This is a genomic window from Enterobacter sp. K510, assembly GCF_055804875.1.
Genome location: NZ_JBNRLQ010000002.1, coordinates 19,015 through 36,542, shown reverse-complemented (window position 1 = coordinate 36,542; position 17,528 = coordinate 19,015). Strand labels below are relative to the sequence as shown.

At 56.0% G+C, this 17,528-nt stretch carries 10 protein-coding genes; 4 read left to right on the top strand and 6 right to left on the bottom strand.

Annotated features, from left to right (window positions below):
* Positions 1-59 precede the first annotated feature (59 nt).
* From alkB to ACQUTD_RS02680, 4 genes are all read right to left on the bottom strand, one after another.
* A complete protein-coding gene (alkB, locus tag ACQUTD_RS02695) occupies positions 60-713 on the bottom strand; it encodes a DNA oxidative demethylase AlkB (protein ID WP_318362841.1) in 654 nt (217 codons plus the stop codon).
* Complete coding sequence (gene ada / locus ACQUTD_RS02690) at positions 713-1,777, bottom strand: bifunctional DNA-binding transcriptional regulator/O6-methylguanine-DNA methyltransferase Ada (protein ID WP_473273588.1); 1,065 nt, start codon at positions 1,775-1,777, stop codon at positions 713-715. Before ada ends, alkB begins: the two co-directional genes overlap by 1 nt.
* A gap of 72 nt (positions 1,778-1,849) precedes the next feature.
* Positions 1,850-2,902 carry an FAD:protein FMN transferase ApbE gene (gene apbE, locus ACQUTD_RS02685; RefSeq protein WP_321987791.1) on the bottom strand — a complete coding sequence of 351 codons (1,053 nt, stop codon included), beginning with the start codon at positions 2,900-2,902 and terminating at the stop codon, positions 1,850-1,852.
* Between the two features lie 106 nt (positions 2,903-3,008).
* Positions 3,009-4,139, bottom strand: coding sequence for a porin OmpC (locus tag ACQUTD_RS02680; protein WP_072569168.1), 1,131 nt, complete (start codon positions 4,137-4,139; stop codon positions 3,009-3,011).
* An 841-nt stretch (positions 4,140-4,980) separates the two neighbouring features.
* Between ACQUTD_RS02680 and rcsD the strand changes: the two genes are divergently transcribed.
* Both rcsD and rcsB read left to right on the top strand, forming a co-directional pair.
* The gene (gene rcsD / locus ACQUTD_RS02675) at positions 4,981-7,647 is read left to right on the top strand and encodes a phosphotransferase RcsD (protein ID WP_083580939.1); all 2,667 of its coding nucleotides are present in this window, start codon (positions 4,981-4,983) and stop codon (positions 7,645-7,647) included.
* Between the two features lie 17 nt (positions 7,648-7,664).
* A complete protein-coding gene (rcsB, locus tag ACQUTD_RS02670; protein WP_072569170.1) occupies positions 7,665-8,318 on the top strand; it encodes a response regulator transcription factor RcsB in 654 nt (217 codons plus the stop codon).
* A 49-nt stretch (positions 8,319-8,367) separates the two neighbouring features.
* Here the strand turns inward: rcsB and rcsC are convergent, their stop codons facing one another.
* Positions 8,368-11,214 (bottom strand): two-component system sensor histidine kinase RcsC, encoded by a 2,847-nt coding sequence (rcsC, locus tag ACQUTD_RS02665; protein ID WP_473273581.1) that lies wholly within the window; start codon positions 11,212-11,214, stop codon positions 8,368-8,370.
* 130 nt (positions 11,215-11,344) lie between these two features.
* Positions 11,345-13,981: a DNA topoisomerase (ATP-hydrolyzing) subunit A gene (gene gyrA, locus ACQUTD_RS02660; protein WP_072569172.1), complete on the bottom strand. Its 2,637-nt coding sequence runs from the start codon at positions 13,979-13,981 to the stop codon at positions 11,345-11,347.
* 145 nt (positions 13,982-14,126) lie between these two features.
* Between gyrA and ubiG the strand changes: the two genes are divergently transcribed.
* Together ubiG and nrdA are read left to right on the top strand one after the other, a co-directional pair.
* On the top strand, positions 14,127-14,855 hold the full coding sequence (ubiG, locus tag ACQUTD_RS02655) for a bifunctional 2-polyprenyl-6-hydroxyphenol methylase/3-demethylubiquinol 3-O-methyltransferase UbiG (RefSeq protein ID WP_318376963.1): 729 nt from the start codon (positions 14,127-14,129) through the stop codon (positions 14,853-14,855).
* A gap of 348 nt (positions 14,856-15,203) precedes the next feature.
* The gene (gene nrdA / locus ACQUTD_RS02650; RefSeq protein ID WP_072569174.1) at positions 15,204-17,489 is read left to right on the top strand and encodes a class 1a ribonucleoside-diphosphate reductase subunit alpha; all 2,286 of its coding nucleotides are present in this window, start codon (positions 15,204-15,206) and stop codon (positions 17,487-17,489) included.
* Positions 17,490-17,528 lie beyond the last annotated feature (39 nt).

The window sequence follows — 17,528 nt, the reverse complement described above, 5'->3', positions numbered from 1 at the left end:
AGAGTAAAAACAGCGTGCAGTGTAAACGGCTCTTGTACTGGATCAAGAATAATTGCTATTTATGTTCGCAATAACCCCGCCTGGCGGAACGTCAGGTTGTAGCGGTACTCGCCGGTGTCCGGATGCTGCCCGGCTTTGAGCGGCAGAATGCCATGATAAAAGAGACGCGATTCGCCGCCCCATACCACCACATCCCCCTGCTCCAGCATCACCCGGGCGACAGGATCGTTACGTTTCAGGCCGCCAAACTGAAAAACCGCGGGCAGCCCCAGCGAAACGGACACAATAGGCGCGCGCAGATCCGGCTCGTCTTTATCCTGATGCAACGAGAGTTTCGCGCCCGGCGCATAGCGGTTAATTAGACAGGCGTCAGGGGTAAAATCGGGATAGCCCGCCGCCTGCGCCGCACGATCGCACAATGCGCGGAACACCTCCGGCATCAATGGCCACGGGCGCTGCGTGAGGGGATCTTCCGTCGCATACAGATAACCCCGCGCATTGGTCGCCCAGCCGAGGTTACCGCAGTTGGTCATCGCCACCGACATGGTGTAGCCGCCGGGGGTGATCATATGGCGAAACGGCGACTGCGCCGCTACCTGCGCGATGCCGTCCAGCAACGCCTGCGCCTCGCTGACGGCAAAACGGCGCAGGATCACCGCGCCCGGTGCGAGTGGCTCCTGCCAGGGTTCTTCATCGGCAAACAAATCCAGCATTACGGCTCCTCCTGTTCAGATTCACGGGCCAGCAATTGCGCTTTACGCGCCAGTCCCCAGCGATAACCGGAAAGCGCGCCATTGACGCGCAGCACGCGGTGACAGGGGATCACCACGGCCAGCGTATTGGCCGCACAGGCGCTGGCGACGGCGCGCACGGCACGGGGTTTGCCGATGGCTTGCGCCACCCGCTGATAGCTGACGGTTTCCCCGGCAGGGATCTGGCGTAGCGCGTTCCATACCTGACGCTGAAAGGCGGTGCCGCGCAGATCCAGCGGCAGCGCCAGGCTATGTCGCGGGTTATCCAGTACCGCAATCACCTGATGCACCCGTCGGGTGAAATCCTCATCGCCCGCTTCTCTGTGTGCGCCGGGAAAGGCGCGCGCCAGTTCGGCAAGCAGCTGCTGGTCGCTGTCAGCCAGCAAAATGGCGCAGATACCGCGCTCGCTTTCCGCCACCAGGCAGCGCCCCAGTGTACAGCCTTCCAGCGCATAGCGGAGGGTGGTGTCCCTGCCGCCGCTGCGGTATTGCTGCGCCGTCATGCCAAGCGCCCGATCCGCGTGACGATAATAGCTGCTGCTGTCCGGGAATCCGGCAGCCAGCACGGCGTCGGTCACCGTTGTGCCTGCGGCCAGATTTTGCCGCAGACGTTCTGCGCGATATGCCAGTTGCCAGGCTTTGGGCGTCATGCCGGTAGTGGCTTTAAAAAGGCGATGGAAATGATAAGGGCTCATCGCCACCTGCCGCGCCAGCGCGTCGAGGGTGACGGGGGTGTCCTGCTCCAGCAGGCGACAGGCCTGTTCGATTTTATCGAGGCGGTGCTGACCGGCGGCAGGAAGATCCGGCTGGCAGCGTTTGCAGGGACGAAAGCCCGCCGCCCTGGCGCTGTCGGCATCCGGAAAAAAACGCACGTTCTCCCGCAGCGCATGACGGGCGCGGCACGACGGGCGGCAGTAAATCCCGGTGGTGATCACCGCAAAAATAAAGTGACCATCAGCGTCGGGATTGCGATCCAGCACCGCCTGCCAGCGGTGCGCATCGTTTTGCAACAGTAGTTCAGACATGGCGGGCTCCTCCGTTAAGTGTAGCCTGAGGATGAGCCACACCGGCAGCCTTCGCACCCGCAATCTTGCGGTTTAATTTTTTTCGCTCACCAGGAAGGCCTGGAACTGCGGCGTCATCCAGGGAACAAATTTATCCCCCTCTTTGGTGATCATATACACCGCCAGCCCCTCGCGGCGCGCCACTTCTTTCGCCTGCTGCGGTCCGAGCACCATCAGCCCGGTGTCCCAGCCATCCGCCTCCAGCGCCGTTGGCGCGATCACCGTCACCGACACCAGATTATGCGTAATCGGACTGCCGGTCTGCGGATCGATAACGTGGGAAAGCCGTTTGCCGTCCAGCTCATAGTAGTTGCGGTAGCTGCCGGAGGTGCTGATACCGTGGCCGTTAATATCGACAATGGCCTGCACCGCGTTTTCACGGTCGGTTGGCTTCTGGATCGCCACCCGCCAGGGCTTGCCGTCGCCGTTCATGCCGCGGCTGGCGAGCGCGCCGCCTACGGATACCAGATAGCGCGGGATACCCTCCTGCGCCATCAGATGCGCCAGATGATCGGCGGCGTAGCCTTCGCCGACGGTGGAGAGGTCAACAAACAGATCCGGCAGATCTTTTTGCAGATACTGTCGCCCGGCCTCCTGGGTGACCGTCAGATGTTGCAGACCGGTACGCGCTTTCGCCGCGTCGATTTGTTCCTGCGACGGGATGGTGACCGGCTGTTTGTCCGGGCCAAAGCCCCACAGATTGACCAGCGGGCCGACGGTAATATCCATCGCGCCCTCGGTTTTATAGCCGATGCGCAGTGAGGTGGTGACAATATCCGCCATCGCTTCGCTCACAGGCCAGGGCGTCAGGCTGGAGGAGGCGTTAAAGCGCATCAGGGCAGAGTCATTTTTCCAGGTCGACATCATCTGATCGTCAGCATCGAGCTGCGCCTGGATTTTTTGCCGGAGTTCGTCGGCGCGCGGTTTTTCCAGGTTCACAACGCTGACGCGCCATGAGGTGCCCATGGTTTTACCTTCCAGCACGGTGACCGCTGACGCCGCCGGTTGTGGGCTGGATACCGCGTCACAGCCCGCTAAAAAAACTGAAGCCGCGAGCATCGCGGCACGAAGAAAACGCAGATCCATGTCTTTTCCCCCCTTGCTGAATGCGCGCAAGGGTACACTAAAAGTCTAAGTTTGTGAGCAATAAAAAAAGGGGCCATGCGGCCCCTTCGCTAAGCGTCTCAGTTGATTAGAACTGGTAAACCACGCCCAGCGCAACGATATCATCCGTGCTGATGCCAGCCTGACGGGTGAAGGTGTTGTCGTCCAGCAGGTTGATTTTGTAATCAACGTAGGTGGAGAGGTTTTTGTTGAAGTAGTAAGTGGTGCCCACATCAACATATTTCAGCAGATCCTGGTCGCCGAAATCACGGCCGTTAGCGCTGCTGATGTCTTTCCCGCGGGATTGCAGGTACGCGATGGACGGACGCAGGCCGAAGTCGAACTGGTACTGTGCAACGGCTTCGAAGTTCTGTGCTTTATCCGCAAAGCCCCATGCGGCAGTACGGCCGGAACCGTTAGAGGTACCGAAACGGGTCGCGTTGTAAGTCTGGGAGAACTGCGCTGCCAGGTAAACGTTGTTGGCATCGTATTTCAGGCCGCCGCTGTAGACGTCAGCGCGGTCGCCGTTACCGTAAGCGTCTGCCACGTTCTGGTCAGAGGTACGTTTGGAGGAGGACATTGCGCCGCCCACGCTGAAGCCTTCGCCCAGATCGTAGGTCAGGGACATGCCGTAGCCGTCGCCGTTCTGTTTCAGGGTGCTGCGACCATTGTCGTTTTCACCGCTGGTGCTGCCGTTTTTGCCCTGGTACTGCACCGCAAAGTTCAGGCCATCAACCAGACCGAAGAAGTCGGTGTTACGGTAAGTCGCCACGCCGTTAGCACGGGACTGCATGAAGTTGTCCGCGCCGTAGGTATCGCCGCCGAATTCCGGCAGCACGTCGGTCCAGGAGGTCACATCGTAGATCACGCCGTAGTTACGACCGTAATCGATGGCACCGGCATCACCGAAACGCACACCGGCAAAGGCCAGACGGGTCCATGCCTGGTCGCTTGCGCCTTCGGCTTCGTCCGCCTGTACGTTGTATTCCCACTGGCCGAAACCGGTGATCTGGTCGTTAACCTGAGTTTCGCCCTTGAAGCCGAAACGTACGTAGGTTTTGTCGCCGTCGTCGCCATCGTTATCAGAGAAATAGTGCAGGCCGTCGACTTTACCGTACAGATCTAATTTGTTGCCGTCTTTGTTATAAATTTCAGCCGCATTTGCAGCGCCTGCTACGAGCAGAGCAGGCACCACCAGGGAAAGGACTTTGCGTTTCATGTTATTAACCCTCTGTAATATGCTTATTTTTATATGCCACTGCTTACTGATTAACCTGCTAACCAGTCGGCGAGTTCATTCTCCCTAAAAATACAGAATAATCCAACAACATTATGATACGAAAAATCTAAAGGTGTTTCTTTTTACCGCTTAGATGTTTCAATATGTAAATTGCACGGAACTTTTTTTAGCACTAATAGCTAAAAAATAGCGCACGGAAAATCAAAGATGATAATTAAATCAATATAATCAATAATTTGAAATGACAAACAATGATAGCACTGAATGATAAAACAAAATCATAACCTGCGACTAAAATAATCTGGCTATCATCATTAACTTTTATTTATTACCTTCATTCGGCTTCGAATGACTGTTTACCCCTATTACAACCGGATGCTCTGCATTCGGTTTTTTTTTGCCCCGCACCGCCCGGATAACAGAAAAAGCGGTACCGCAGGTAAATTATAATGACTATTAATTAATCACTTAGCCGCAGAGTGATATTAGCTGCCAATACTCCGTGAATTAATTTCTTGATTAAAAGTGCTATCCCTTTACTTTTCAGAGTTAATAACGGGAAAAATGGCGATTAATTGTACGTGCCTTGCCGATCCGCTGTGCCGCCTCCCTTTTTGTCCCCCCGCTGCGGCCTTTACCTGCAAGAGAGTCTGGAAATTCATTCATTAGGCTTTATACTGCCTGCTGTACACTGCCGTGTAACATAACAACTACAAGCCCGACGCAGGCGCGAGCGGCGCGGTAGTCTCCTGTCTTAGTCTTACGAAAGGCGCTAAATGGCTTTTTCTTCGCGTGTTGGCATAACGGGTTACACACACTAATGAGTCGATCTGACACCATGAACCCTGGAAAATTTTCCCTGATACCGGGCAGCATTACCCGTTTCTTTCTTCTGTTGATCATCGTTCTGCTGGTCACCATGGGTGTAATGGTGCAAAGCGCCGTTAATGCCTGGCTGAAGGATAAAAGCTATCAGGTGGTGGATATTACGCATGCCATGCATAAGCGCATTGATACCTGGCGCTACGCCACCTGGCAGATCTATGACAATATCGCCGCGGCGCCCGCCTCCCCGGCGGATGGTCTGCAGGAAACCCGCTTAAAGCAGGATGTCTATTATCTGGAGAAGCCGCGCCGTAAGACGGAAGCGCTGATTTTCGGCTCCCATGACGGCTCGACGCTGGAGATGACCCAGCGCATCTCAACCTATCTGGATACGCTGTGGGGCGCGGAAACCGTGCCCTGGTCCATGTATTATCTCAACGGCCAGGATAACAGCATGATCCTGGTGTCGACGCTGCCGCTGAAAGATCTCTCCTCCGGCTTTAAAGAATCATCCATTGGCAGCATTGTCGATGCCCGTCGCGCGGAGATGCTGCAACAGGCCAATGCCCTGGATGAGCGGGAAAGCTTCTCGCCGTTGCGCCGTCTGACCTGGCAGAATGGTTACTATTTCACGCTGCGCACTACTTTCAACCAGCCGGGACATCTGGCGACGGTGGTGGCCTTCGATCTGCCGATCAACGATTTGATCCCGCCGGGCATGGTGCTGGACAGCTTCCGTCTGGAGAGCGATGCCTCCCAGAGCGCCCTGCGCACCGCGGATAAAGAGATGGCGGACAGCGCGTCGGTGAATTTCAACAGCTCGCAGATTGAGATTTCCTCCTCACTCAACTCTACGGGCATGCGGCTGGTGTGGCAGGTGCCCTTTGGCACGCTGCTGCTGGACACGCTGCAAAACATCCTGCTGCCGCTGCTGTTAAACATCGGCCTGCTGGCGCTGGCGCTGTTTGGCTATACCACCTTCCGCCATCAGCCGGGCCGTCTGAGCGAAAACGCCGCCCTGCCCGGCGCGAATAACGAACTGCGCATGCTGCGGGCCATCAACGAAGAGATCGTGTCGGTGCTGCCGCTGGGACTGCTGGTGCACGATCAGGAAGCTAACCGTACGGTGATCAGCAATAAAATCGCCGACCACCTGCTGCCGCATCTTAATTTGCAGAACATCACCAGCATGGCCGACCAGCATCAGGGCGTGATCCAGGCGACGGTCAACAACGAACTTTATGAGATCCGCCAGTTCCGCAGCCAGGTTTCGCCGCGCACGCAGATTTTTGTCATCCGCGATCAGGACAGAGAAGTGCTGGTGAATAAAAAGCTCAAGCAGGCGCAGCGTCTGTATGAGAAAAACCAGCAGGGTCGCACCGCCTTTATGCAGCATATCGGCGCGGCGCTGTCGCAGCCTGCGAAACAACTGGCGCAGGACGCGGCGGCGGTAGATAGCGAAAACGCGCAAAAGCTGGCAGCGCAGGCTGACCGGCTGGTACAGCTGGTGGATGAGATCCAGCTTGCCAATCTGCTGGAAAACGACGGCTGGAAAAGCGCCGCCAGCATGTTCTCGATTCAGGATCTGATCGACGAGGTGGTGCCCGCGGTGCTGCCGGTGGTCAAACGTAAAGGGTTGCAGTTGTTGATCAACAACCATCTGCCGGCCAATGAACAGCGCCACGGCGATCGCGACGCCCTGCTGCGCATTCTGACCATGCTTATCCAGTACGCGGTGACCACCACGCAGATTGGCAAAATCACGCTTGAAGTGGACGCCGATGAATCCGCAGGGGATCGCCTGACCTTCCGTATCCTCGATACCGGGGAAGGCGTGACGGCGAGCGAAGTGGATAATCTGCATTTCCCGTTCCTCAACGACACCCAGGAGGATCGCTATGGCAAAGCTAATGCCCTCACCTTCTGGCTGTGCGATCAGCTGGCGCGTAAACTTGGCGGCCATCTGAATATTAAAGCGCGTGAAAGTTTAGGAACGCGCTATTCTTTACACGTTAAAATGGATGCACGTCCGCAGGCAGACGATGAGGAAGAGAAATTACTGGATGATGTCGTCGCCATGATTGATATTACGTCCAGCGATATTCGTAATATCGTGGTGCGTCAGCTGGAAAACTGGGGCGCAAGCTGCATTACCCCGGACGAACGCCTGGCGAGTCAAGAATATGATCTCTTTTTAACGGATAATCCGTCTAATCTTACTGCCTCGGGCTTGCTTTTAAGCGATGATGAGCCCGGCTCGCGTAAAATCGGCCCAGGCCAGTTGCGCGTGAACTTTAATATGAGTAATGCAATGCAGGAAGCGATATTGCAACTCATTGAAGAGCAACTGGCACAGGAAGATGTTCCGGCGTCCCCGCTGGGGGGCAATGAAAATGCCGAACTCCATGCCAGCGGCTATTACGCACTGTTTGTGGATACAGTACCCGACGATGTTAAGAGGTTGTATACTGAATCCGCCGCACGCGATTTAGCGGCGCTGGCGCAGACGGCACACCGCCTGAAAGGCGTGTTTGCCATGCTTAACCTGGTACCCGGCAAACAGTTATGTGAAACGCTGGAACATTTAATTCATGAGAACGATGTTCCAGGCATAGAAAAATACATCAGCGACATTGACGATTATGTCAAAAGCTTGCTGTAAGCAAGGTAGCCTTATACATGAACAATATGAACGTAATTATTGCCGATGACCATCCGATCGTACTGTTCGGTATTCGCAAATCACTCGAACAAATCGAGTGGGTGAATGTAGTCGGTGAATTTGAAGATTCTACACAGCTGATCAATAACCTTCCCAAGCTTGATGCCCATGTACTGATTACCGATCTTTCCATGCCGGGCGACAAGTACGGTGACGGGATCACCCTGATTAAATATATCAAGCGCCACTTCCCTAACCTGTCAGTGATTGTGCTGACGATGAACAACAACCCTGCCATTTTAAGCGCCGTACTGGAGCTGGATATTGAAGGGATTGTATTAAAACAGGGCGCGCCAACCGATCTGCCGAAAGCGCTGGCCGCATTGCAGAAAGGGAAGAAATTTACCCCGGAGAGCGTTTCCCGTCTGCTGGAGAAAATCAGCGCGGGCGGCTATGGCGACAAACGCCTGTCTCCGAAAGAGAGCGAAGTGCTGCGTCTGTTCGCAGAAGGTTTCCTGGTGACGGAAATCGCCAAGAAGCTGAACCGCAGTATTAAAACCATCAGTAGCCAGAAGAAGTCGGCGATGATGAAACTGGGCGTGGAAAACGACATTGCCCTGCTTAACTACCTCTCGTCCGTAACGCTGAGCGCGGCGGATACCAAAGAGTAACTGCCATACCGACGTTACCCCGCCCGGCGGGGTAACGCCTTTTCCTGCTCTATCCCCGCGCTTTTCTTACCCGCTCCGCATAGACCGCCAGCGTCTGCTGGATCACGTCCAGCGTTACCGGCTTCGACAGACAGCTGTCCATACCAGATTCCAGACAACGCTGCTTCTCTTCCGCCAGCGCGTTCGCCGTCACGCCCACCACCGGCAGCGTCAGCCCGAGCTGACGAATACGCTGCGTCAGGCGATAGCCATCCATGTTCGGCATGTTCACATCGCTCAGAATGATGTCGATATGGTTTTTGCTCAGCACATTGAGCGCGTCGACGCCATCGTTCGCCGTTTTGCACTGATAGCCCAGCGAACCGAGCTGATCCGCCAGCAGGCGACGGTTAATCGGATGGTCATCCACCACAAGGATCATCATGTCGTCATTGCTGGCGACCAGCGAATCCGACAGTTGCAGCGCACGTGAGGCGTCGTTGTTTTCCATGGTAATACTGTAAATACGCGCCAGCAGCGCGATCAGCTCATGGGGTGAGGCAACACTGTGCACCCACTGTCCGGCCGCCCGCTCCTGCGGAATGCCGATATGGCGACGGCAGAAGGTAATGGTGGCGCGGCCCGGCCATGGCGTATCCAGATCGTCGTCGGTGATCAGGGTATCGTTGGCGTCCGGCGTTTGCCCTTCGTAACGCAGCACGCGGATGCCGTTCTGCGTCAGCAAGGAGTCAATAAAAGCGCTTAACGCCGCATTGCGCACTGCCAGCCAGCAGGTGGTTTTCTTCAGGCCGTCAACGTCCAGCGGCTGCGCTGGCTGCGCGGCATAAAGCGGAATACGCACCGAGAACTGACTGCCCATGCCCGGCTCGGTATCCACGGCAATATCGCCATCCATCATGCTGATCAGCTTTTCGCAGATCGCCAGCCCCAGCCCTGTGCCCTGGAAATTACGCTGCACGCCCGTACCCACCTGGAAGAAGGGATCGAAGAGTCGCACCACTTCTTTACCCGGAATACCCACCCCGGTGTCCCGCACGCGGATACAGAGATATTCCCCGGCGCGCTGCACATGCAGCACAATACAGCCGACATCGGTAAACTTGATGGCGTTGCTCAGCAGGTTGGAGATCACCTGTTGCAGACGCATCGGATCGCCCTGAAGCGCCACCGGCACGTCCGGCTCGATAAAGCAGTACAGGCCGAGCTGTTTACGCACCACCAGCGGCAGATAGTTGGCGGTGATATGGCTCATCAGCTCACGCGGCGAGAATTCGCGCGGCTCGATTTTCAGCTGCTCCGATTCGATTTTGGAGAAGTCGAGAATATCGCTGATGATTTTCAGCAGCAGACTCGACGAGTTGTTCATCGCCGTCACCAGGCGATCCACCCCTTTCGGCAGCTCTTTGGTTTGCAGCAGATCGAGGTTGCCGATAATACCGTACAGCGGCGTACGCAGTTCGTGGCTGACGGTGGCAAGGAACATGGATTTCGACTGGCTGGCCTGCTCAGCCGCCTGCGCCATATCCTGCAACGACTCTTCCATCTTCACGCGCGCGCTGACGTCAACCAGCACGCAGATCGCCACGTTTTCGTTGCGATAGCGGGAGTGCACGAAGCTGATTTGCAGATTGGTATTGTTGCTGGTCAGCACATCCACAAAATTGACCTGCTGGCCGCAGATGATCTGCGTCAGCCGCTGCCTGTCCTCGTGGGTGAGCATATTGAGATAATTATGCGCCAGCTCGTTACTGAGGATATTGGTGCCGTCAATGGTACGCAGAATACAGATCCCGACTGGTGCGGAGGCGACAATTTTGCGGTTGAACTGCTCATGCTCTTCCAGTCGCTGGGCATCGGCCTCGGCGGGAATAAAGATCCGCCGCTCGTACATGCGCGCCAGGGTGAACAACGCCACGCCCACCAGCACGTTGAGCAGTACCGCGTTGAGGATAAGGATGCGCACGCGCTCCAGCACCAGATCGACAGGCACGGAATAGACCACGCTCAGGGACGACGGCGGCAGGCTCTTTTTCAGCACCAGCTCGCGGAAGCCAGAGGAGTAGCCGAACCAGGTGCGCTCCTGTATCCACTCCGGATCGATCTCCAGGCCGTTTTCCGGCCCGGTCAGGGAAATCAGTTGATGCCCGTTTTCATCGAGAATGGTCACGCCCACCGGCAGATTGCCCGGCGTGTAAAAGTTATCCATGCGGATGGTCTGCTCTGATCCCAGCAGCGCCTGTAAGCGGTTGCCCAGATAGACCGGCGTTAAGGCATAGAAATAGCCGATGCCCGGACGCGGCCCCTGACTCATCCAGAAGATATTATTGCCGCGCTCTTCCTGCGGGGCATTACGGTATTTGAGAATACGCTCGTGCAGGCTTTTCAGCGCCGTTTCACGCTCCAGCGGTACGTTGCGCAGGCCGAAGTCCGCCATACAGAGGGATTCGTTGCCAATGAGGAACACGCGGTTCAGCTCATAAGCGGCAGAAAAGTTATCGCGCCAGTAGCGCATAAACCACGCCAGCGATTCCAGCGAGCCGCGCCAGGTGTTGCCCATGGCCGAGCAGTCGGAATCCGCAAACAGCGGCGCAAACTCCGGCACATCGTTGCGGGCGTTGGGTCCCCGGGACGTCATAATGCCGTTTTCAGCGGTGAGGCGATTTTCGGCAATGTACTTAAGCTCTTTCATCACGTCTGAGGTGCGCTGGACATAGCGTTGCGCCTGCTCAGAACTGAGATTAAGTTCTTTGCGAATGTCGGACTCTTTGTTCTGCAAAGCGTTAACGATATAAAACACCGAACACAGGGCAATCAACAGCCAGAGCAGCAGCGCCAGCGCCCGGAACAGGTATCGTGATACTTTGAGGGTGGTGCGGAAAGAAACAAGGTATTTCAAGGGGGCGAAGCTCCGCCGCAGAATGTAAAAAGAATGTGGATAAAGTAGCGGTAAAACGTCATACCCGCAACGCTAAAGAAAACGCCAATAAAAAGGGCCGGAAGCCCGGCCCTTTTATCGACAAAGCTGATTATTCTTCAGCGTCGTCTGCGACATCATCATCGGTGTCCGCTTCCGGCACGATCTCGTCGTCACCTTCCGCTACGCTGCCGTCGATGGCGTCCAGCTCTTCTTCATCCACCGGCTCAGCCACGCGTTGCAGCCCCACCACGTTCTCATCTTCCGCGGTACGGATGAGGATCACGCCCTGGGTGTTACGACCCACAATGCTGACTTCAGACACGCGGGTACGCACCAGCGTACCCGCATCGGTGATCATCATGATCTGATCGCTGTCGGCCACCTGCACCGCACCCACCACGGAGCCGTTACGCTCGGTGACTTTGATGGAGATAACGCCCTGGGTGCCACGGGATTTGGTCGGGTATTCCGTTTCCGCCGTACGTTTACCGTAGCCGTTCTGGGTGACGGTCAGGATCGCCCCTTCACCGCGCGGTACGATAAGCGACACGACTTTATCTTCGCCCGCCAGTTTGATACCGCGCACGCCCGTTGCGGTACGGCCCATGGCGCGCACCGCGTTCTCTTTAAAGCGCACCACTTTACCGGCGGCAGAGAACAGCATCACTTCATCAGAGCCGGACGTCAGGTCAACGCCAATCAGCTCGTCGCCGTCGTTCAGGTTCACCGCGATAATACCGGCAGAGCGCGGACGGCTGAATTCGGTCAGCGCCGTTTTCTTCACGGTACCGCTGGCGGTGGCCATAAAGACGTTTACGCCCTCTTCGTACTCGCGTACCGGCAGAATTGCGGTGATACGTTCGTTCGCTTCCAGCGGCAGCAGGTTGACGATTGGACGTCCACGCGCGCCACGGCTCGCTTCCGGCAACTGGTACACTTTCATCCAGTACAGACGGCCACGGCTGGAGAAGCAGAGGATGGTGTCGTGGGTGTTGGCCACCAGCAGACGGTCGATAAAGTCTTCTTCTTTAATACGGGCGGCGGATTTGCCTTTACCGCCGCGACGCTGCGCTTCGTAATCCGTCAGCGGCTGATACTTCACGTAGCCCTGGTGAGACAGGGTGACCACCACGTCTTCCTGGCTAATCAGATCTTCGATGTTGATATCAGCGGTATTGGCGGTGATTTCGGTGCGACGCGCATCGCCAAACTGTTCACGAACCAGTTCCAGCTCTTCGCGGATCACTTCCATCAGACGATCGGCGCTGCCCAGAATGCGCAGCAGTTCGGCGATCTGCTCCAGCAGCTCTTTGTATTCGTCGAGCAGTTTTTCGTGCTCAAGGCCGGTCAGTTTCTGCAGACGCAGATCCAGAATCGCCTGTGCCTGCTGTTCAGTCAGATAGTACTGACCGTCACGCACGCCGAATTCCGGCTCCAGCCACTCAGGACGCGCAGCGTCATCGCCTGCACGTTCCAGCATGGCAGAGACGTTGCCCAGCTCCCAGGAACGCGCCACCAGACCGGCTTTCGCTTCGGCCGGGGTCGGCGCGCGGCGGATCAGCTCGATAATCGGGTCGATGTTGGCCAGCGCAATCGCCAGCGCTTCGAGGATGTGCGCACGATCGCGGGCTTTACGCAGTTCGAAAATAGTACGACGGGTCACCACTTCACGGCGGTGGCGCACAAACGCAGAAAGAATATCTTTCAGGTTCATGATCTTCGGCTGACCATGGTGCAGTGCCACCATGTTAATACCGAATGAGACCTGCATCTGAGTCTGCGAATAGAGGTTGTTCAGCACCACTTCGCCAACGGCATCGCGCTTGATCTCAATGACAATGCGCATCCCGTCTTTATCAGACTCGTCGCGCAGGCCGCTGATGCCTTCCAGACGTTTTTCTTTCACCAGTTCGGCGATTTTCTCAATCAGGCGCGCTTTGTTCACCTGATACGGAATTTCATGCACGATAATGGTTTCGCGACCGGTTTTGGCGTCGGCTTCCACTTCCGCGCGGGCGCGAATGTAGATTTTGCCGCGACCGGTACGATAGGCTTCTTCAATACCGCGGCGACCATTAATAATGGCGGCAGTCGGGAAGTCAGGCCCCGGGATGTGCTCCATCAGCCCTTCGACGCTGATATTTTCATCGTCGATATACGCCAGACAGCCGTTGATCACTTCCGTCAGGTTGTGCGGCGGAATGTTGGTCGCCATACCTACAGCGATACCGGAGGCCCCGTTTACCAGCAGGTTAGGGATTTTAGTGGGCATCACGTCCGGAATTTTTTCCGTGCCGTCATAGTTGTCCACAAAATCAACGGTTTCTTTTTCCAGATCGGCCATCAGTTCGTGGGCGATCTTCGACATACGGATTTCCGTATAACGCATCGCCGCCGCGGAGTCGCCGTCTACGGAACCGAAGTTACCCTGGCCGTCGACCAGCATGTAACGTAAGGAGAATGGCTGCGCCATACGAACGATAGTGTCATATACCGCGGTATCACCATGAGGATGGTATTTACCGATGACATCACCGACGACGCGGGCAGATTTTTTGTAGGCTTTATTCCAGTCATTGCCCAATACGTTCATGGCGTATAGTACGCGACGGTGAACCGGTTTTAAGCCATCGCGGACATCCGGCAGCGCACGGCCAACAATGACCGACATCGCATAGTCCAGATAGGAGCTCTTCAGCTCTTCCTCGATGTTAACCGGTGTAATTTCTCTCGCAAGGTCGCTCATGTAACCGCTATCCCTCTACTGTGTCCCGGATTCAAAGGTCGCAAATTATAACACAGCCCGCGCGTGAGAGGTAAACCAATCGGTTTATTCACGCCCGTGGCCTGATATACTTCACGGTCTTGATGATAAAGGAGTAAAAGCGCCCATGAATGTCGAAAAACCGTCGGTGGCTCATAACGTCGACCACGATGAAATTGCGAAATTTGAAGCGGTCGCGTCTCGCTGGTGGGATCTGGAAGGCGAGTTCAAACCATTGCACCGTATTAACCCGCTGCGCCTGGGCTATATTGCCGAACGCGCTGGCGGCCTGTTTGGTAAGCAGGTGCTGGACGTAGGCTGCGGTGGCGGCATTCTGGCGGAGAGCATGGCGCGCGAAGGCGCAACCGTGACCGGCCTGGATATGGGCTTTGAGCCGCTACAGGTGGCGCGCCTGCATGCCCTGGAATCCGGCGTCAACGTTGACTACGTGCAGCGGACAGTGGAAGAACACGCCGCCGCCCACCCGCAGCAATATGATGTAGTGACCTGCATGGAGATGCTGGAGCACGTGCCGGATCCACAGTCCGTGGTGAACGCCTGCGCAAAACTGGTGAAACCCGGCGGCCACGTCTTCTTCTCTACCCTTAACCGCAACGGCAAAGCCTGGCTGATGGCGGTGGTCGGTGCGGAATACGTACTGCGCATGGTGCCGAAAGGTACGCACGACGTGAAAAAATTCATCAAGCCGGCAGAGCTGCTGGGCTGGATCGATGACACCGTGCTGAAGGAGTGCCATATCACCGGCCTGCACTACAACCCGCTGACCGACAAATTCAAGCTCGCGCCAGGCGTTGACGTTAACTATATGCTGCATACAAAAGCACGAAACGACTAACGTCATGCGAAATTGTTATGAAGATTGCGTGACAGGACGTTACGCATTTTCTCCGGCCGATGAAGAAATCAGCACTCGATCAAATTTCTTATTTTTTTTGCAAATGATTGACTTTCCCTGGAGGCCTTACAGTTCGGGGACTTAGCGATTCTTACCTTTTCGCAACCTTAAATTAACGCCAAAATCAACTCTTGTACTCAAAAGAATCCCTACTAGAATACTCACCATATAGCGTTTCTCTTATCGCAAACCCCCTACATGTAGTATTTATCCACAGAGTTAGCCACAGCGCGGACTTGTGGATAAACGGGGGATATTTTTTCTATTTCACGGACAGGTAAATCCCACATGAATCAGAGTCTGCTGGTGACAAAGCGTGATGGTCGTACTGAGCGCATCAATCTGGATAAAATCCACCGCGTACTGGATTGGGCGGCAGAAGGGCTGAATAACGTCTCCATCTCTCAGGTTGAACTGCGTTCACACATTCAGTTTTATGACGGCATTAAAACCTCCGACATTCATGAAACCATCATCAAAGCCGCCGCCGATCTGATCTCCCGCGACGCGCCTGATTATCAGTATCTGGCCGCGCGCCTGGCGATTTTCCACCTGCGCAAAAAAGCCTACGGCCAGTTTGAGCCGCCGACGCTGTTCAACCACGTGCTGAAAATGGTTGAGCTGGGCAAATATGACCACCATCTGCTGGAAGACTACAGCGAAGAAGAGTTCCGTCAGATGGACGCCTTTATCCAGCACGATCGCGATCTGACCTTCTCCTACGCTGCCGTGAAGCAGCTGGAAGGCAAATACCTGGTGCAGAACCGCGTGACCGGCGAAATCTACGAGAGCGCGCAGTTCCTGTATATTCTGGTGGCCGCATGCCTGTTCTCGAACTACCCGCGTGAAACCCGCCTGGACTACGTGAAGCGTTTCTATGACGCGGTATCCACCTTTAAGATTTCACTGCCGACGCCGATCATGTCCGGCGTGCGCACCCCGACCCGTCAGTTCAGCTCCTGCGTGCTGATCGAGTGCGGCGACAGCCTGGATTCCATCAACGCCACCTCCAGCGCCATCGTGAAATATGTCTCCCAGCGCGCCGGTATCGGCATCAACGCCGGTCGCATCCGTGCGCTGGGCAGCCCGATCCGTGGCGGCGAAGCCTTCCACACTGGCTGTATCCCGTTCTACAAACATTTCCAGACCGCGGTGAAGTCCTGCTCCCAGGGCGGCGTGCGCGGCGGTGCAGCCACCCTGTTCTACCCGATGTGGCATCTGGAAGTGGAAAGCCTGCTGGTGCTGAAAAACAACCGTGGCGTGGAAGGCAACCGCGTACGTCACATGGATTACGGCGTACAGATCAACAAACTGATGTACACCCGTCTGCTGAAAGGCGAAGACATCACCCTGTTCAGCCCGTCTGACGTGCCTGGCCTGTACGACGCCTTCTTCGCCGATCAGGACGAGTTTGAGCGTCTGTATACCCAGTACGAAAAAGACGACAGCATCCGCAAGCAGCGCGTAAAAGCGGTAGATCTGTTCTCGCTGATGATGCAGGAACGTGCTTCCACGGGCCGTATCTATATTCAGAACGTTGACCACTGCAACACCCACAGCCCGTTCGATCCGGCTATTGCCCCGGTGCGCCAGTCTAACCTGTGCCTGGAAATCGCCCTGCCGACCAAACCGCTGATGGACGTGAACGACGAAAACGGCGAAATCGCGCTGTGTACGCTGTCTGCGTTCAACCTCGGCGCTATCGATTCGCTGGACGAGCTGGAAGAGCTGGCGACCCTTGCGGTACGTGCTCTGGACGCCCTGCTAGACTATCAGGATTACCCGATCCCGGCCGCCAAACGTGGCGCAATGGGCCGCCGCACGCTGGGTATTGGCGTGATCAACTTCGCTTACTATTTAGCGAAACACGGCGTGCGTTACTCCGACGGCAGCGCCAACAACCTGACGCATAAAACCTTCGAAGCCATTCAGTACTTCCTGCTGAAAGCCTCTAACGAGCTGGCGAAAGAGCAAGGTGCATGCCCGTGGTTCAATGAAACCACCTATGCGAAAGGTATTCTGCCGACCGATACCTACAAGAAAGATCTGGACGCGATTGTCACCAAAGAGCTGCATTACGACTGGGAAGCGCTGCGCGAATCCATTAAAACGCACGGTCTGCGTAACTCCACGCTCTCTGCGCTGATGCCGTCCGAGACCTCGTCGCAGATCTCCAACGCCACCAACGGTATTGAACCGCCGCGCGGCCACGTGAGCATCAAAGCGTCGAAAGACGGTATTCTGCGTCAGGTGGTGCCGGATTATGAGCACCTGAAAGACAGCTATGAACTGCTGTGGGATATGCCGAATAACGACGGTTATCTGCAACTGGTGGGCATCATGCAGAAGTTTATCGACCAGTCGATCTCTGCCAACACCAACTACGATCCGACGCGCTTCCCGTCAGGGAAAGTCCCGATGCAGCAGCTGTTGAAAGATCTGCTCACCGCCTACAAATTTGGCGTGAAGACGCTGTATTACCAGAACACCCGCGATGGCGCAGAAGATTCACAGGATGATCTGGTGCCGTCCATTCAGGATGATGGCTGCGAAAGCGGCGCGTGTAAGATTTAATAAATTGCCCGGCGGCGCAAAGCCTGCCGGGCCTGAGGT